General features: G+C 69.6%; 18 protein-coding genes and 1 pseudogene. 7 read left to right on the top strand and 12 right to left on the bottom strand.

Translation table 11 applies throughout. From position 1 onward, the window contains the following. Together ACFV9H_RS32435 and ACFV9H_RS32430 are read left to right on the top strand one after the other, a co-directional pair. Positions 1–333 (top strand): hypothetical protein, encoded by a 333-nt coding sequence (locus ACFV9H_RS32435; protein WP_385405329.1) that lies wholly within the window; start codon positions 1–3, stop codon positions 331–333. Between the two features lie 109 nt (positions 334–442). Continuing rightward, the gene (locus ACFV9H_RS32430) at positions 443–943 is read left to right on the top strand and encodes a YfbM family protein (protein ID WP_385405326.1); all 501 of its coding nucleotides are present in this window, start codon (positions 443–445) and stop codon (positions 941–943) included. A gap of 274 nt (positions 944–1,217) precedes the next feature. On the opposite strand, the gene ACFV9H_RS32425 is transcribed toward ACFV9H_RS32430, so the two are convergent. The 8 genes from ACFV9H_RS32425 to ACFV9H_RS32390 form a co-directional block, all read right to left on the bottom strand. Then, the gene (locus tag ACFV9H_RS32425; RefSeq protein WP_385405324.1) at positions 1,218–1,775 is read right to left on the bottom strand and encodes a GNAT family N-acetyltransferase; all 558 of its coding nucleotides are present in this window, start codon (positions 1,773–1,775) and stop codon (positions 1,218–1,220) included. 188 nt (positions 1,776–1,963) lie between these two features. Next, positions 1,964–3,379, bottom strand: coding sequence for an NAD(P)/FAD-dependent oxidoreductase (locus tag ACFV9H_RS32420; RefSeq protein ID WP_385405321.1), 1,416 nt, complete (start codon positions 3,377–3,379; stop codon positions 1,964–1,966). 279 nt (positions 3,380–3,658) lie between these two features. Beyond that, positions 3,659–4,921: an NADH:flavin oxidoreductase/NADH oxidase family protein gene (locus ACFV9H_RS32415; RefSeq protein WP_385405318.1), complete on the bottom strand. Its 1,263-nt coding sequence runs from the start codon at positions 4,919–4,921 to the stop codon at positions 3,659–3,661. Positions 4,922–5,411: 490 nt separating this feature from the next. Beyond that, complete coding sequence (locus ACFV9H_RS32410) at positions 5,412–6,593, bottom strand: MAB_1171c family putative transporter (protein WP_385405316.1); 1,182 nt, start codon at positions 6,591–6,593, stop codon at positions 5,412–5,414. A 40-nt stretch (positions 6,594–6,633) separates the two neighbouring features. Continuing rightward, the gene (locus tag ACFV9H_RS32405) at positions 6,634–7,839 is read right to left on the bottom strand and encodes an MAB_1171c family putative transporter (protein ID WP_385405313.1); all 1,206 of its coding nucleotides are present in this window, start codon (positions 7,837–7,839) and stop codon (positions 6,634–6,636) included. 2 nt (positions 7,840–7,841) lie between these two features. Further along, positions 7,842–8,510, bottom strand: a complete 669-nt coding sequence (locus ACFV9H_RS32400; RefSeq protein ID WP_385405311.1) for a toxin-antitoxin system, toxin component — start codon at positions 8,508–8,510, stop codon at positions 7,842–7,844. A 111-nt stretch (positions 8,511–8,621) separates the two neighbouring features. Continuing rightward, positions 8,622–9,233, bottom strand: a complete 612-nt coding sequence (locus ACFV9H_RS32395) for a hypothetical protein (RefSeq protein ID WP_385405309.1) — start codon at positions 9,231–9,233, stop codon at positions 8,622–8,624. A gap of 470 nt (positions 9,234–9,703) precedes the next feature. Beyond that, positions 9,704–10,252 carry a hypothetical protein gene (locus ACFV9H_RS32390; RefSeq protein ID WP_385405306.1) on the bottom strand — a complete coding sequence of 183 codons (549 nt, stop codon included), beginning with the start codon at positions 10,250–10,252 and terminating at the stop codon, positions 9,704–9,706. Positions 10,253–10,398: 146 nt separating this feature from the next. Between ACFV9H_RS32390 and ACFV9H_RS32385 the strand changes: the two genes are divergently transcribed. Further along, positions 10,399–10,833, top strand: a complete 435-nt coding sequence (locus ACFV9H_RS32385) for a hypothetical protein (protein WP_385405304.1) — start codon at positions 10,399–10,401, stop codon at positions 10,831–10,833. On the opposite strand, the gene ACFV9H_RS32380 is transcribed toward ACFV9H_RS32385, so the two are convergent. Continuing rightward, positions 10,813–11,400 (bottom strand): sensor histidine kinase, encoded by a 588-nt coding sequence (locus ACFV9H_RS32380; protein ID WP_385405301.1) that lies wholly within the window; start codon positions 11,398–11,400, stop codon positions 10,813–10,815. The two genes, ACFV9H_RS32385 and ACFV9H_RS32380, sit on opposite strands and share 21 nt — an antisense overlap. Before the next feature lie 148 nt (positions 11,401–11,548). Continuing rightward, positions 11,549–12,130: an RBBP9/YdeN family alpha/beta hydrolase gene (locus ACFV9H_RS32375; RefSeq protein WP_385405299.1), complete on the bottom strand. Its 582-nt coding sequence runs from the start codon at positions 12,128–12,130 to the stop codon at positions 11,549–11,551. 73 nt (positions 12,131–12,203) lie between these two features. Here ACFV9H_RS32375 and ACFV9H_RS32370 point away from each other — a divergent pair, with 73 nt between their 5' ends. Further along, positions 12,204–12,809, top strand: coding sequence for a TetR/AcrR family transcriptional regulator (locus ACFV9H_RS32370; RefSeq protein ID WP_385405296.1), 606 nt, complete (start codon positions 12,204–12,206; stop codon positions 12,807–12,809). Between the two features lie 434 nt (positions 12,810–13,243). Further along, entirely contained in the window at positions 13,244–13,795 is a 552-nt protein-coding gene (locus tag ACFV9H_RS32365; protein WP_385405293.1) for a hypothetical protein, read from the top strand. A 472-nt stretch (positions 13,796–14,267) separates the two neighbouring features. On the opposite strand, the gene ACFV9H_RS32360 is transcribed toward ACFV9H_RS32365, so the two are convergent. Beyond that, a complete protein-coding gene (locus tag ACFV9H_RS32360) occupies positions 14,268–14,951 on the bottom strand; it encodes a TetR/AcrR family transcriptional regulator C-terminal domain-containing protein (protein WP_385405291.1) in 684 nt (227 codons plus the stop codon). Positions 14,952–15,070: 119 nt separating this feature from the next. Here ACFV9H_RS32360 and ACFV9H_RS32355 point away from each other — a divergent pair, with 119 nt between their 5' ends. Continuing rightward, the gene (locus tag ACFV9H_RS32355) at positions 15,071–15,793 is read left to right on the top strand and encodes a DUF4386 domain-containing protein (protein ID WP_385405288.1); all 723 of its coding nucleotides are present in this window, start codon (positions 15,071–15,073) and stop codon (positions 15,791–15,793) included. 137 nt (positions 15,794–15,930) lie between these two features. Here the strand turns inward: ACFV9H_RS32355 and ACFV9H_RS32350 are convergent, their stop codons facing one another. Then, positions 15,931–16,185, bottom strand: a complete 255-nt coding sequence (locus ACFV9H_RS32350; RefSeq protein WP_385405285.1) for a hypothetical protein — start codon at positions 16,183–16,185, stop codon at positions 15,931–15,933. A gap of 155 nt (positions 16,186–16,340) precedes the next feature. Here ACFV9H_RS32350 and ACFV9H_RS32345 point away from each other — a divergent pair. Beyond that, positions 16,341–16,857, top strand: a pseudogene (locus ACFV9H_RS32345) (transposase); the annotation flags it as partial. Positions 16,858–16,944 lie beyond the last annotated feature (87 nt).

Here is a 16,944-nt window from a genome sequence, read left to right as displayed (position 1 = left end):
ATGGTGAACCAGGAGGCGTACCGCCGAGAGCTGGAATATCTGACTCAGTACACCCACGACGACTGGGTCGGATTCTCGGTCGTCAGCGGAGCCGTGGGGAGTCTGCTCGGACGGGGCGCCTCGTTCGAGGAACAGCTGGCGTTGCTCCTGCGGATCGTCGGCGATCTGTACGACGCCGGGGCGCGACCGGGCGAGCTGACGGAGTCGGACCTGGATCCCTTCCTGCCATGGAAATCGGACAAGGCCGAGGCCCTGGCGCGAATCGAGGCAGAGGTGGGCGCCCATTCCCGGTTGCCCGACTCCGGTGACATCTGCTGGTTCACGGTGCCGTGACGCCGTCCGGGCGCGGACGGCGTCGGCGTCCCGGGCGCCCCGGGCGCGGACGCGTTCGGAACCGGGCAGCAAAGCCAGGCTGTCAGAGCCTCGCCCTAGGCTGCATCGCATGAGCATGAACGGGGAGTACCTGCGCGTCACACCGGCGGAATTGGATCGCGCGCTCAAGGATCCGGAATGGGCCCATGGCCTGGCCGAGGAGGCGATGGACGCTGCGCAGGAGCACGAGCGCGTCCCATCGGACGCCCGGCACTTCACCACGGAACAGACCTGGCACCTCCTGGACTTCCTGCTGAGGCGTGCAACGTTCCCCGTCGACATCGTGCACGGCGAGGAACCCCTCCCCGAAGCCGAGGACTGGGGCTACGACCCCCCTGGCTACCTGCCCCCTGCCCGCGTCCAGGCGGCCGCGGAGGCGCTGCGCGAGCTTCCCTACGACCGCCTCATCCGGAACGTCGACCCTTCCGAGCTGACCCGCGCCGAGGTCTACCCGTTGATATGGGACTCCCCGGACTCCCTTGAATGGGCCCGCGATGTGTTCCTGGATCTGACGGCCTTTCTTGGAGCCGCAGCCGAAGCGGGTGACGGCATGCTGCTCTGGATCGACTGAGTTCTTGCCTGCCCGCACGCTCTCATGACAGCGAACCTTGAGCTTGTGCCGTCGAGGTCTGAGCGGTGCCGTGTCTGGAGGCCTGCCGATGGGGTTGATACGAAACCGCCTCCGCGCAGCTTCGGGTCGCTGGGCGCACGAACAGCACAGGGGACGCTGTCGATTCCGGGGGGTGGAACCAGCGGTCGCCCGGCATCAGCGGTGGCCACCGGGTGACCCAAACGGGGTGTGGTTCCCCAGCCGGCGGGACCACGGGTTCCGTTCGTAAGCTGCGTCAGTGCAGGTCGAGCAGCATCACGCCATGGAGGTCCGCGTCTGTCCCCCATGGCCGCGCCTCGCCGATCTTGCGGTATCCCCACGCGCGGTAGGCAGCCAACGCTGCCTTGCTGCCCGGGTGGACGTTCAACAACACCCGCTCGGCCTCAATGCTGTCTAGCAGCGTCTCGTGCAGACGTCGCGCGATGCCCTGCCCGCGCCACGGTCCGCGCACGGCGAGCTCCATCAGCCCGAAGGTGCGGTGTCCGTCCTCCCGTCGCATGTCGTCCGGCACTGGCTCGGTCAGTTCGTCCCACCAGCCCGTGTCGGGGTCGAGCGACCAGCCGTACGCCATGGCGACCGGCTCGCCGTCCTCGGTACGGGCCAAAGCGGCGCGGAAGGTGTTCCTGCGGGCCTGGGAGGGGAAACGGCGGAAGGCGGCGGCGACGTCGTCCTCGGTCTCGTTGTAGGGAGGCTCGGCGAAGGCTTCGGCATAGATCAGCCTGAACGCGGCCTCGGCCCGCGCTGCGGCCGATCCGTCCATGCGCTCTATCGCGACGGTCCCCTGCTGCGTCATGTGATGCCCCCTCGGTCGGTCTCGCGGATGTGCTCGCCACACTCGCGGGCCGCGCCACTCTCGTCCCGGGACCCCGGCTTGCCGAAACTCCCGGATCTTACCCGGCGGTGTGGCGACAGGGTTTGGTGGCCCCGAGTTCTACGGCGCGCCGGGGAGCCGCGCGGTGCGGCTCGACGTTTGGACGGCGGTCATGGCTTCGGCGTTGGGAGGGGCCGGCCGAGCAGTACCGCTTCCTCGGTCGAGGTGAGGGCGGGTCCGCCAAGGGGCGGAAGTCGTGGTCCGCGGATCGCGGCGAGCAGGACCCGCGGGTGGGCGAGTACCACCCCGGTTCCTTGGAGGGTCATGACGTCGGTGAGGGCTTCGACAGCGGTGAAGTCCGAGCAGGCCGTCGTGATGAGGCGGTTGATGTATCCGGTGGCGAGACGGTCGGCCAAATTCGGCTTCTTCCCGATCGCGTGCGGGAAGGCGGCGTCCTGGCCGACGGCGAGGAGCCATGCGGCGGCCGCGGGGCGATTGACCGCACGCTGTGCGCGCCCCGCGAATCCCTTCGACGTGATGTCGCTGTTCGCAGCCAGGTCGCGCAGGGCCCTGGCGCCCTGGGCTGCCGAGGACATGCCGTGCCCGTAGAGCGGGTTGAGAGCGATGGCGGAGTCCCCGAGCGCGATGAACCCGTCGACGCGGGTCTTCTCGTAGTGGCGACGCCGATTGGCCGTGTTCCGGGCGACCGTCACCGGGCCGAGGGGCTCGGCCCGGGCCAGGTAATCGGCGATGAGAGGGCTTCGCAACTGGCGGGCGAAGGTCGTGAACTGGGCTTTTTCGCTGGTGGGTTCGCCGCCGCGGGTGCCGGAGAGGCTGACCATCCACGCACCGCCCTCGACGGGGAGGATGGTGCCGGCCGTGCCGGCCACGGCCAGTCGGGCGTCGGCCTGGACGTTGATGACGGGCCAGTCGGCGGTGTCGACGGGCGCCTTGTAGCGGCGGCTCGCGTAGGTGACTCCCGCGTCGACGACGGTCTCGGCAACGGTCGGTACGCCCAGCTCGGTCAGCCAGCCCGGGGCATGCGAGGAGCGGCCCGTGGCGTCGACGACCAGGTCGGCTTCGAGAGCCTCCTCGGTGCCGTCCCGGTGCCGGATGACCGCACCGGTGACCCGGGTGCGGGTGCCGAGTAAACGAACCGGCTCGGCCTCGGACAGCAGACGGACACCCGGAAGCGCCAGGGCCTGGACGCGGACGGCCCAGTCGAAGAGGTCACGGCCGGCGCTGATGAGGTATTGCGCTTCGGGCCAGCACCGCCGGTACCAGCCGCCGGGGGAGAGCGAGATCATGCCGTTGGGGATGGGTACGCGGCGCGCGCCGGCGCGCAGCCACATGTCCATGGTTCCGGGGAGGAGCGATTCGATCGCGTCGGCCCCGCCGGACCAGAGCATGTGGGCGTGGCGGGCCTGGGGAAGGCCGCGGCGGGGTTTCGGGGTATCCGGCAGGGGGTGTCGTTCGACGATGTCGATGCTGTTGCCGTGCGGAGCGAGGGCGGCGGCGGCCAGGGTGCCGCTCAGCCCGCCTCCGAGGATGAGAACTCGGGGGTGGGGTTGGAGGGTGGTGGCCATGAAGGTCTGCTCTCTGCCGCGACGTTGGCCGGAATGGCGGAAGTCGATGTAGAGCGTCGGTGTGGAGCATGGCGTGGAACGTGGTGTGGAGCGTCGGTGTGGAGAGGGCATCGAGGATCCGGGCGACCAAGGTGCCCCTGGCTGCGCACAGTGGCAGTCGTGAGGTCGGGGGTGTGTACGGGGCCCGACGAGCCTGCCTCGGTGGGGCAGGCGGAGGACCTTCCCGAGCCGGCCTGAACCCGGCCGGCGCCCGCAGTGGCGCCCGCCGGTTCCGGTCTGTCAGCCGCGGAGGGGTGTGGTTGCCTCCGGCGCGGGGTTCTGGGCGAGCCACTGCCCGTACGCCCGGATCATCCCGCGATTCCGCAGGGTGTCAAGGGCGAGGGCGAGGCGCGCGGAGGTCCGCGGACGAGGCGCGCGGCCGCGGGAAATGCGGCTCATGTGTGCCCGGACGAGGGCCAGGACGCCCGCGCTGGCGATGTCCGTGTCCCGCCAGTTGAGGCGGGGCGCGGCAACCTCGATGTCCTTCCCCTCCTGCCAGCGCGCGGGCAGGTCGGGGCGGAGAGCGAGGGCGGTGGCCAGTCCGACCATCGCGAACCCGCTCGCCAGGACACGCTCGGCGGACGCGCGACGACCGATGCCTCCCGTCAGCATGAGCGGCATGGGCGCGGATGCGACGAGCCGCTCGGCGATGGCGAGGAAGTACGCTTCCCGGCCGAGCTTCGTGTCGTCGGCCGTGCGGCCCATGGTCGCGGCGCTCTCCATGCTTCCGCCGGAGAGTTCCACCAGGTCCACGTCGAGGTCCTTGAGGAAGGCGAGCACCTGCTCCACCTCGTCGACGTCGAAGCCGCCGCGTTGGAAATCAGCGGTGTTGATCTTGATGCCCACGGCGAAGGTCGGGGAGACCGCAGCGCGGACTGCGCGCACCACGTCCAGGAGCAGTCTGGCTCTGTTCTCCAGGCTGCCACCCCATTGATCGGTCCGGCGGTTGACCAGGGGAGAGAGGAACTGGCTCAGGAGGTAGCCGTGGGCCGCGTGGATCTGGACGCCGTGGAACCCGCTCTCCTCCGCGAGACGTGCCGTCGTGGCGAACCGGCCGATCGTGGCCTGGATGTCCGCTTCGGTCATGGCCGTCGGGCGGGCGAAAGCGCGCGTGTGCTTTCCGAGGCTGACGCCGATGTCGGACGGTGCCCATGCGACACCGGGCAGGTCCGACCGGACCTGCCGACCGGGGTGGTTGATCTGCATCCAGACCTGGCCGCCTTCCGAGCCGGCAGCCGCGGCCCAGCGACGGAAGGGGGCGAGGTCGGTTTCGGCGTCCAGCACGATCGTTCCCGGAGAAGTGAGGGCCCGCCGGTCCACCATCACGTTTCCCGTGATGATCAGTCCGCTCCCGCCGCGTGCCCAGCTGCGGTAGAGCTCCTCGATCTCCGGCCCGGGCAGCTGCCCGGGCTGGCGGGCGAGGCTTTCCTCCATGGCCGCCTTCGCGATCCGGTTCGCAATGCGGCTGCCGTTGCGCAGTACGAGAGGTGTGGACAGGTGCATGGAAGATTCCCCTCTGGATGTCGTCATGTGAAGTCCGGTCGTGGCCCGCGGGCGCGGTGTGCTCGGTGCCCGGCTGGGCCGGGAGGTTTCCGGGTCAGCGGGCTCGCAGTCTCAGAACCCGACCTGCCGCGGCTCGTGTGCGCGAAAGGCGTGCGGGGAGGTTCGGGGCGACGGGCCCCAGTCGGCCCCCGCCCATCCGGCCTGTCTGGGGCTCGGACCACAGCCGGCCGACCTCTTCGGTGATCGCCTGCTGAGCCCTGCGGGACGCCGTCGGGTGGCTGACGCCACGTCCGGGGGCCACACGCGAGGCCTGGCGACGGTCTCGCGGGCGGGGTTGGCGACGACGACCTCGCGCAGCACACTGGTCAGGAGGCCGCGGCCGCACGTCGGCAGCTCGACGTGCTTCGGGTGTGTGGTCGTCATGGTCATCTCTCTGCGAGGGGCCTCTGTACGGCATCCGGGAAGCGGGTTCTCAGCCTGCTGTCCGTGGTCATGCACTGTGCTCGACGAGTGCCGTGGACTGCCGTGTCACCTCCACTCGCGGGGAGCGCAGCATGGCGGTGGACATGGTGACGAGGTCATCGGAGTCCTCGGTGGAGCTGAGCGTCCACCGATCCCCCGGCGGGACCGCGGGCGCGGCGCGACTCTTCAGAACGACCGCGTGGGCTATCACGCAGGCATCGGCCTCGCCGCGGGCCCGGCGGCTGTCGGAGTGCTCAGCCAGGGCGAGCGCGTAGACCTTCGCGCCGGTGGAGCGGTCGAACCAGGGCGTCAGCCGCAGTACCGCGTCGAAAATGTCCCTCTCGCGCTGCATGAGGCGGTGCTCCACGGGCTGCCACCACGGCATGGGCGGCGGACTCGTGTGAGGTATCTCCGGGCGGATCTCCAGCCACAGGGGCTGGAGCCGGCGAAAGCGGCGAGAGGCCCGCCACCGGGAGCCGATACCTTGTCCGATGGGCGGGAGGAGGAAACCGGCGGAGACGAGGAAGGCGCTGCAACCGGCCAGGGTGAAGGCGACGTTGGTGCTCAGCCAGTCCCAGTCGTGGCCGAGCCAGCGGGCAACGATCGCCGTGTACTTCAAGAGGTCATAGGAGAACGTGCCCGCCGAGCCTGCGGCGATCAGCAGCAGCCCGACCTTCAGGGTGCCGGGGACCTGCCTCGACCAACGCCGGCTGAGGACCAGCATGGTGACGGCCGCCACGGTGTGCGCCGCCAGGTAGAGAAGGATCATTTCGCGGATCCAGGGCGTACCGGCGTAGTAGGTGTCCAGGTCACGGATCCGCTCGACCGGTGCGTCGCCCAGCGCGAACAGTACGTAGATGGCCACCGCCACCGTGGCGTAGGTCGCCAGGCACAGCCGGGTCTGGCGCCGGGTGACACGCGGATCGTCGTTTCCCCGCCAGTGGATGAGCAGCATGATGCTGACGCCGTCGAATGCCGTCAGGATCGAATACACGATGGGCGCCGCGATGTTCGGTATGCCGAACAGCTTGTTGATGGCCACGAGATTCGGGGGAGCGGCCGTGACGAACAGCAGCGCGGCGACGAAAAGGGTCGCGGTGACGGCCCTCAGGAGCGGGTCTCGCGGGTTCTTCCGCAGCGCCCAGAATTTGATGGCTGAGGCGACGAGCAAGCCGGCGGCCGCGCAGAGGAACCCGGTTCCCGCGTTCACCGACGGCTCCCGTGAACCACGCAGGGGAGAGTGTGCATGATCACTTGCTCTCCGAGTGGGCGGTGCCGACGGGGGAGTCGAAGTGGCGGATCTTGGAGAACTGGATGCTCAGACGGGCAAGACTGTTCGTTCCGGATACGCGGGTGGGGACCGCGGAGCTCGTCTCGACATCGACGGGTGTCTGCCCGGATGCCGGAGTCCCGGCGGCCTCCGCGGCGACCAGGGCCGCGTGGATGGTGGCCGCTTCGGCGAAGATGAGGGCGGCCTCCGGCTCGCAACCTTGCGAGGAGGCGTACCGCTCCGCAGCCTCGCGGTGGCTGCTGTCCAGGTGGGGCGCCAGATTGAGCAGACGATCGGAAATCTCGGTGGACCTGGCCATCGCCCGGATCTCCGGCGACGAGGTGGGACGGATCCGCATGGGCTTCGCAGGCCCCGCGAACGGTTCGAGCGCACGCCAGAGGGGCTCCATCGCCCGGTATGCCCGCCAGGACACCCACATCGAGCCCAGCCGCGGCCCGACGACCGGCACCAGGAAGCCGACCGTGGTCATGCCCGCGCCCAGGCCCGCGAGGGGAGGGGCGATGTCGGTGCTGAGCCAGTCCCAGGTGTCCGTACCGGCCCAGCGGGCGCAGACGGCCAGGAACTTGACCAAGGCGAACGACAAGGTGAGGCCGAACGCGGCCACGAGGATGAGCAGGCCCCAGTGGGTCCACGCAGCCTGGAGCTCTCGAAGTTCACGTGCCCACCGCCAGCACTTCGTCGCCACCACGAGACTCGTGGCGGTGTGTGCGGTCAGGTAGAGAACGATCATCTCCCGCGCGTACGGGGTGGTCGCGTAGAAGGTGTCGAAGTCGCGCTGCTGCTCGATGGGCACGTTGCTGAGCGAGAAGAGGACACAGAACGTCGCGATCACTGCGGCGGTCGCCGCGATCCACATCCGTGTGTGCCGCCGGACAGTGTCCTCTGGCCCCCCACGCCAGTGCATCAGGAGCACCAGCGAGCCGCACGACAGGCACGACAGGATGCAGTAGACGATGAGCGCCGAGATGTTCGGGACGCCGGTGATCCGGTTGACCCGCTCGATCGTCGGCGGAGCACCGAACACGAAGCCGGCCGCCGAGGTCGTGAGGATCACGAAAATCGACTTCGACATCGGCGAGTTCCAGGTACGCCAGAACGAGGGCGACTTCACCACCAAAGCGATCGCCAGGACGACGGCGGGTATGTAGTAGTCCGATCCGGTCATGCTCAGTAGCCTCTGCCCATGCTGGACTGGATCCGGCCTGCCAGACCGGTGACCGGCACGGCACGGCCACCTTGAAGGTGCTCCCGCAGTCGGGCTCCCAGCTGCAGCCCGAACACCTCCGCGTCGCTTTCCTCCTCGGTGTCGACGTGGCTCCTCGCGGCCAGGGCGACGAGTTCGTCGCTTGCCAGTTCACCTCCGAGTGAGCGGGCGGCTGCTGTGGCGACGTCGCTGTGGGCCCCGTGGGACAGGCAATCTCCCAACAGGGCATGCCACATCTCGTGTGCGAAGATCACAAACTGGTGGAGCGTGGTCGTCTGACTCTCGACGATGATCACGAGTCGGTCGTCGAACTCTGCGGTGAGGCCGCTGGCCGTCCCCTCGGGGAATTCACGGAAGTACAGGAGGACAGGGCGGTAGGGGAGCACCCCGCGGTCCTCGTTGAAGCGTCGCTCGACGTCGGCCCTCAACACCGAGAACAAGATGTCCGGATCCGAGGGAATCGGCCTGTCGAGACCCGCGAGAACCTCATCGCAGAACTTCGCGATCCTCCGCTCGGTCGACCGGCGCGCAAGGTGGGTCCTCAGCGCAGCGAGCAGGCTCCGGGGAGTGAGCAGCCTGCGGAGAGCCGCGAGTATCCCCTGGCGAGAGTCGGCCGTCTGCCGCTCGTTCATCCGAATGCCCCCACTCTGCGTTCCCTCCGATGGGTGGTGAAGCCGCGGCCCGCCTTGCCGCTTCCTGTGACTGAAGGTCGGGCCGGTAGTCGCCCGCGTCCCCGCCCGACCTTAGGAGCCGGAGACTTCTCGTGCGATCGCGTCCACGAAGGCCATCAGCGCCGTCTCGAGATTCGGCGGCAGCTCCCTGTTGCCAAGACGGAGCTGGATCTGCATGGCGTGACGGTTCCTCACGGCCTCGGAAGGATTCTTGATGAACGCCGTCAGGTCCGGGATGACCTTCCTGTCAAGAACTCTTTTCACGGCCTCGGGCGGAGTGTGGGTGAAGTACTCCATGGGGACGTCGAAGAACTTGGCCAGGCCTGCGCCGTGCCAGATGTTCGGCGTGCTCCGGTTCAGCAACTTGCCGTGCCACTGCGGCGTCATCCCACTGCCGGCAGCGATCTCGACGGTCGTGTACTGACGTCGGCTGCCCGTGTTCCTGTCCACGGTCAGGCGGGTTTCCCTGAGGAACGCGATGCGGCGGGCGAGCTCGGCCGGGCCGCTTGCCGGCGATTCGACGCGCTCGCCGTCGAGCAGCCGCCGGATGTCGGCCTCCGGTAGGGAGGTGTGGAAGGAGAGGTCCTTCAGGTTGAAAACTGATGCTCTGTCGAGCCCCGATCGCGACTGGAGCTCTTCGACTTCTCTAACGGTCTCGGCGAGCTGCTCGTACCCGTCGCTCATAGACCCTCCAGGCAGGATGGAAGGGGAACATGTGGTCCGGACTGGCCCGCGACCTGTGTGCCGATCACTAGATCACGGAAACGGTCTGATCCGCAACGAAACGACCGTTTCATGAGGCGGTCGTCTTCATCTCTCCACGAGCGCACGCCCCTTCGCAATGAGGCGGCGAGATCGGACGTGACACTCGCCCTCGGCGCCGCGTGCCGCACCGGCACGCCGCCGGGGCCCGTCGAACGGGGTGCCCGGCGGGGCCGGGCGGACTGCACGCGGGCCCCGCATAGGGAGGGATGGTGCGAGGCCTGCTGTGCGGAGCCCACTCGGCCGGCCGGCCCTGGGCGATGTCCTCGGGTCCGGCCGGAGACGGTGCGGGGCCGCCCCGAGGCGGCCGGACCGGGGTCGAACAGCAGGACGGCGTCAGGGTCGTTCGCGTAGGCGTTGACGCCGGCCAGGTTCAGGGGGTTGGGCGCCGGTCAGAGTGCGTTGCGCGAGACCTTGAGGATCTTGCACTCGATCTTGTCGGAGGCCTTGGCCGCCTTCGCGGTGTTGAACGCGAGGGCGCCGGCGTTGTCGTCCGTGTACTTCTGGCCGGGGGCCAGGTTCTGGGCGGTCGACAGAAGGTCTTCCTTCTTCTCGCCGTTGACCAGGATCTCGCCTTCGACGAGGTAGCTGTACCGGCGGTCACCGCTGTTGGTGTACTCGACCTTCACGTCCAGCTCCTTCATGTCGAAGTCGCCGGTCTTCACCGCGCAGGACGTCACCGTCGCGTCCTTGGTGATGTCCGGCTCGCCCTTCTTCCCACTCGTGCCGCCGGAGGGGTTGACCTGCGCACTGTCGTACGACTTGTCGAGCTCCTTGCCAACCTCCTCGGCGGCTTCGCCGACGAGCAGGGTGCAGCCGCCGAGAAGGAGCAGGCCGAGGACGGCGGGGATGCCGCAGCCCAGCGCGATCTTCTTGCCGGTGCTCATCCCCGGCTTCGGGGCGGGGTAGTGCGGCTGGGGCTGCTGCGGGTATCCGGACATGACTGGGCGATCCTTACGAGCGAACGGAGTCCCCGGGTCACAGCGATGCGGCGATGCGGCAGGGGCTGCGTCATGATGGCATAGCTACGATCAACTTGCGCGCTTGTCTCACAAGCGCGCGATCAGAAGTCGAGCGAGGGCGACGAATGAAGGTCAAGAACGGTGGTAGCGGGGTCACAGTGGAGGAATTCCCCGGCTACGAGGGCCACAGTTTCATCATCGGCTTCCCCGCGGGCGGAACGAAACCGAACGGGTTCTACGTCAAGGCACCGGACGACCAGCCGGTGAGCGCGACATGGCTGCGCCGGCTGCCGCTGGACCGGCTGCTGCGAGTGGCAGCCGAGGCGAGGGCGGCGGAGATCGCCGGACAGGTGCAGCCCGCACCTGCGACCGAGGGTCGCCCGTACGGCGGTGGCGACGAGCATCTCGCGAAGGTGGCCGAGGTGTATCAGTGGGCGACCGAGCGGAACATCCCGCCCCGCCGCGCCATCGCCAGCAGGTGGGCCAGGTCGGAGGCGACAGCGGGACGCTGGATCGCCGAGGCCCGGAAGAAGGGCGTGCTACCGCCTGCAGGAAGGTGAGGCGTCCGCGGCCGACGGCGGCGTGAACAGGGACCACGCCGGTGGCAGGGTGGCCGTCACCGTCAGGCCTCCGCCATCGCGGGCCTCGGCCCGGACGTCGCCGCCGTGAGCACGGGCCACCGCGCGGACGATGGACAGGCCGAGGCCCGCGCCGGACGAGCCGACCCGCACGTGTCCCAGCCTGCGGAAGGGTTCGAACAAGGTCGACACCTGGTACGCCGGCACGACGGGGCCGGTGTGGCTCAGCTGGATCCGGGCCGAGCCGTCGGCCGTGGTGCCGCTGCTGACGTGGACCCAGCCACCCTCGGGGACGTTGTAGCGGATCGCGTTCTCGATGAGGTTCTGGACGAGCCGTTCGTGCAGCCGGGAGTGGGCACCTGCGCTGAGGGGGAGGGGCAGGTGCCCACGGGTGGCGGCCGGGGGCCGCTCACCGCGTCGGCCGCCGTTTCCAGCGTAAATGCCCTGGCGAATGTGGCCTCGCGCTGCACCTGGACCGGCCCGTGGAGCCTGCGGGGCGTCCCGGGTCGGGTGGGGCAGGTCGCGGCCGCCGTTTTGGTTCTGGCACACATTCCGTGAACGATCCTGCCCGATCTCCGCCGGCAGGCGGCACGCAGCACGTGAGCTGCACGGGTTGGATGTCACGAGACGCAGGCCGATCCCGAGCCGAGATCGTTCACGGAATGCGGAGATCCTCAGTTGGTGAGCCCTGCAGCCGTCAGGGGGTCAGCAGCTCGGCGACGAGTCGGACGACCTCGGGTACCTCGACGTGGTCATCCGGGGTGGCCCCGAAGTGGCCGCCGGTCGGTGTCACGACGGCGGTGGCGCCGAGTCCCTCGACGAACAGGCGGACGTGCTCGGTCGGGTCGGGCTGGTTGACCGGGTCGTCCATGGCCTGAAGGACACGGAACCGGCGGGCCGAACGGCGGATGCGTTCCCAGTCGAAGCCGCCCTCGAAGAATTCGGCGAGCTCGTCGTAGCCAACCTCGTGGGCCGAGGCCGCCACGAGGAGGACGCCCGCGAACTGCCCTTGAGCGGCAGGGTCGTGCTGCTCCAGGAACCGCAGCACGTTGACCGCGCCGATGCTGTGCCCCACCAGCACGGTGGAGTCTGCGGGGCCAGCGGTCGACACCGCCGCGCCGTAGGTCTTGCGCCAGGGCTCCAACCGCGGGGTGGCGGATTCCGGCAGACGGGGCACGGTGACCCGATGCCCGGCCGCCGCCAGCTGCTCGGTCAGGTACGGGAACCAGACGCTGTCGTCGCTCGCACCGTAGCCGTGCGACACCACGATCTCACTCATGATCAATCCACTTCCCTTAATCAAAACGATCCGTCGCGTTTTGATTAAAATAGCAGACTGCTAGCGTGGAGAGGTGCCCACCGGAGAAACCACTCGCCGCACCGGCGGCCGGGTCCGCAGCCAGGACGCCCACGACGCCGTCCTCGCCGCCGCGATCGAGCTCGTCGATGAACTCGGCTACCAAGCCGTCACCATCGAACGGATCGCGGCTCGCGCGGACGTCGCCAAGAGCACCATCTACCGCTGGTGGAAGTCGAAGGCGGTCCTGGTAATGGACGCCTACCGCACGGCCGTCGAGCAGCGGATGCCCGAACCCGACACCGGCTCACTCGCCGGCGACCTGACCGCCTTCGCCACCGCCCTCTACGGCGTGTCCGAACACCCACTACGAGTACGGACCCTGCGCGGTCTCATGGCGGAGGCCCAGCTCGACCCCGCCTTCGCCGAACCATTCGGAGAGTGGGTGCAGAGCCGGCGCGCCGTCGTGCTGGCACTGCTCGCCCTCGGGGTGCAGCGCGGCGAGCTTCCGCCCACCACCGACTTGGACGCCGCCACCGACCACCTCTTCGGCCTGTTCTGGTACCGCCTCCTGGTCGGCCACCAACCCCTCACCCCCAGCCAGGCCCCCGCTCACATCCGGCAATTGCTGCACGGACTCGGCACGCGGCACGGCCAATAGACCCGCCGACGAAGGCCCGACCCACCGCTGTCACTTCCAGGGTTCCGGCACGCATCTCGTGAACGATCTCGACCCGGGATCGACTCGCGTCTCGTGACATCCAATCCGTGCAGCTCACCGCTTGAGCGTGAGCCCCTGCTTCAACTCGCGCACAGCGCCACTGCGTGCCATGAGGCCGGGTGGGCTGCGCCCCGTGGGCTGCGCCCCGTGGGCTGCGGGCCGAGGCCGTGCAGGGGGTCACGCCGGTAGGGGTTGGCCTCGTCCGTCGGTGGGGTGGGGCAGCGGCGACTCCCTGGACGACAGCGTCCCACTCCCTCCCCGGACCGGTGGCGAACGCCTGCAGCCGCGACACCTCAGGGCTCTGACTCGTCACGCTGCGGCCTTCGGCCATCTGTGTAGCCTGTCGATCGGTTCGAACGGGATGAAGGTGGGGCGTGGAGACGCTGGTCGAGGGAGCCGTCGCGGAGGCACTTCGTGGCGGGGGCGGCGAGGCGATCCGCCTGTATGTCGCCGCCTGTGCCGAACGCATGGCGCCGCTGTTCGTGGGCCTGCGGGTGGGCGTGCCGGGGCGGGAAGCCGACCTGGACCTGTATGTGGATTCCGTACGTGATCTTTGGTACGCCGACCGGCCGCTCGCCGACGCTGCCGAGCGCGTACGTCTGCTGGAGCGGTTCCCGGAGCTTCAACCGAACGAGGAGGGGATCACCGATGACGCCGACACGTACGCCTTCTTCGCTGCCCTCTGCCTGCGGTATGCCCTGCTGGCCCACGGCTCGGGAAGCGCTGATGACGCGGTGTGCTGCGGCCATGCGGCGCTCACCGCTATGGGGATGCTGGACCAGAACGTGGCGGGTGCCAGTTTTCTCGCCGAGGAACAACGGCTGCAGTCCCTTTCGCTGAGTGGTGACGCCTCAGGCCTGTGGGACGTAAGCGTCACGGCAGGGCGGGAGGGATTTCGTGCTGTGGTGGGCCACCTGCCCCGCTAGGCCTGCGCCCGACCGCTGTCGGTGAGAGACGGCCTCCGTTGTGCGGCCGCTGTGCCAACCTCGTCGGGCGGAGCCTGTGGCGGTCCGCCGCCGCGATCGCGGGGCTGCGGAAGCCGACTGTTGCGGCGTGGACGGCCGGCCCGCTGCCGGCCGAAGGAGGCGCACGGCCTTGTCCGGCTTGGCGAGGCGCTGCGTACTGTGCTTCGGACGGCGATGCCGGGCAGTTGCGGAAGCTGTCGCATGATCAGCATGCGCGGGTCGGGCGGCTCGCGCGGATGGCGCGCGCTCGGGCTGCCGAGGCGGGGCAGGCGGTGAGCGAGCTGGTGTTGCACGAGGTCGAGCACATCCGCCACGCGGTCCCCGCCGATGCGGATATCGCCGCGCAGTGGGTGGCGGACCGCGCGGCCGCGGCCGAGGAAGGCGTACGGGCTGCGAGGGAGAGGTTGGAGGCGGCCCCCGTGCTCCGCACCCGTTACGCCTTCCGGGCGGACGTCCAGCCCTGGCGGCGGAGGCTTTCGAAGCCGTCCAGGAGGAGGTCCAGGGCGAATTCGAACTCGAACTGGTCGTCGCAGCCGCCACCGACCGTGGAGCCCCCGTCGTGTGCGGCCGTCGCGGCCAGTTCCGCGATGTGCGGGTAGCGCGCCGCCAGCCCGGGGTCCGGCGGGCCGGAGGGGCCCGAGGTGTCGAACAGTTCCTGGCTGAAGCCGAGCAGGCGGCTGCCCATCGCGTGCATGACGTGGTGCGTGAGGTCGGCGGAGAGGCCGCCGTCCCGGAAGCTCCCGGCCATCGAGTCCAGGTAGGCCAGCACGGCCGGCGTGGGGCCGGTCCGCGACTCGATGACCCGGGCCGCCCAGGGGTGGCGCAACAGGACCCGCCGGGCCGAGAGGATCCGGCCGCGGACCACGCGCTGCCAGTCGGGGCCCGCGGCCGGTGGGTCGATCTCGCCGACGACGGCGTCGGCCATGCCGTCGAGCAGCTCCTCCTTGTTGGCCACGTGCTTGTAGAGGGCCATGGGTACGACGTCCAGCTCCTGCGCGAGCCTGCGCATGCTGAGCGCGTCGATGCCGGTGGCGTCGGCGAGCGTGACGGCGGCGCGCAGGACGCGGTCCCTGTTCAGGGGAATCCGTTGCGTGTGCGTGGCTTCCTGCCGGGTCATTCCGGTTCGGCCCCTTCCCTCCTCGACAGCGCCCTCTCCTTGACGAGTGTACGCAGTACACCTAGGGTTGCTGTCAGGTGTACGGCGTACACCACCATCGAGCGAGGGGTACCGACAAGATGAGTCCGGACCGGAGAACCGCGGTGGCCGCCGGGTCACTGTTCCTGCTGACCGAGGTCGCCGCGATAGCCGGGGCGGTTCTGTACCGCCCCTTGCTGGGCGCGGCGGACGGCCGGCTCTCGCAGGGCGCCGACACGCGGGCGCTGCTCGGGGTGCTCTGCGAGGTGGTGCTGGTGGTGGCGGTGGCCGGTACCGGGGCGGCGCTGTTCCCCGTCCTGCGGCGCCACGGCGAGGGGCTCGCGCTCGGGTACGCCTTCGGGCGGCTGCTGGAGGCGGCCGTCATCGCCCTCGGGATCGTCGCGGTCCTGGCGCTCGTCACCGTGCGGCGGGACGCGGGAGCGGCGGCCGGCGCCGATGTCGCGCTAGTGGCCGTGCACGACTGGACTTTCCTGCTCGGGCCCAACATCGCCCTCGGCTTGAACACCGTCCTGCTCGCGCATCTGGCGTACCGCGCACGGCTCGTGCCGCGCTTCATCGCCGTGCTCGGTCTGATCGGCGGACCGCTGATCTGTGCCTCGGCCGTCGCCGTGATGTTCGGGGCCTACGCGCAGCTCTCCGTGGCGGGGTCGGTCGCCGCGCTGCCGGTGTTCGCCTGGGAGCTGGGGCTGGCCGGGTGGCTGATCGTCAGGGGGTTCGGTCCCGGCGCGGGAGTCGCATCCCGGGCAGAGGGAGAAGTGGCTGATCCGGCAGGTATCCGGTCGGAGTGGCCGACCCGAGCTTGACGGCGGGGCCGTGTGGGTGGGGTGTGGCGGCGGCGTTGCGGAGCTTCAGGACACCACGCCTGTGGGGCCTGCCGGCGTCAACGAATCCGGCGTGAGGGGTGCGATCTGCGAGCGCGGTCAGGCGGTCGTCTGCTCGTTCATGCTGCCTCTCGTTCCGCCGGCGCCGGGGTGTGGCTGCGTGCGGCGCGGCGCAGCTCGACGCCGGCGGCTCGCCACTGGGCGGGGTCTGTCCAGTACGGGTGGGTGTACAGGCACCTCGAAAGGGCGATCAGCCGCCGCCGCAGCACGGTTGTGCCGGACGTGGCCGGAGCCTGCGCGAGCTCGGCATAGGTGCGCAGCCACGCCCCTTGGAGGGCGAGCAGGTCATCGGGGAACTGGAACGGTGGCCTCACCTCTCTATTCCAACACATGTTCGATTTTCTGCGCGAGTGTAGAGCTCTCGATCGGGGGAGCGAGTCCGGAAGGGAGCGTCGTGGGCCTCGCTCGCTGCCCAGCCTGAGATCCGGATCACCGAGCGCCGCCGGCCACCGCTCCTGGGTGGGCCCGGTTGAAGCCGCATCTGCCGAAGTCCCGGCAGCGCGGCGGCCGCCGGCACCGCAGGGATCACCAACGGGATCCTGTATCGACTGCGCACTGGGTGCCGTGGCGGGATCTACCTCGCATTTCGGTCCTTGGAAGCACGGCACCCGGGACAGGATCTTCGCGGCCGTCCTGGCCGACGCGGAAGGCCGGATCGACTGGTCGATGGTGAGCGTCGACTCGGCCTTCGGCAACACCGCCCCGACGAGGGACTCGGACGCTCCCGGGGCGGCCTGACCTGCAAGATCCGCCTCGCCGGTGAGGGCGGACGCCGCGCCCTGGCCCTGCTGATCACTCCGGGTCAGTGGGGCGACGCTCCGCAGCTCATCCCGGTCATGGAACGCATCCGCGTCGGCCGCCTCGGTGGCGGACACCCGCGCACCCGGCCCGACCATCTCGGCGGCGACAAGACGATCTACAAGCGAAGGAACGAAGTCGAGCGACCGACTCCGGCTCCGCCCATGACCTCCGCCGGAGCTAGACGAGTAAGTCCAAAGTGCTCGGGTCAGTGGTCGTAGGCGATCAGTGAGCGGGTGGTGGGTGTTCCCGTCTGCCGGTTGTGCCAGATGGCC

The organism is Streptomyces sp. NPDC059874 (genome assembly GCF_042731135.1).
Classification (GTDB): domain Bacteria; phylum Actinomycetota; class Actinomycetes; order Streptomycetales; family Streptomycetaceae; genus Streptomyces.
The sequence above is the reverse complement of the archived record's forward strand: the minus strand, read 5'-3'. Positions and strand labels throughout refer to the sequence as shown.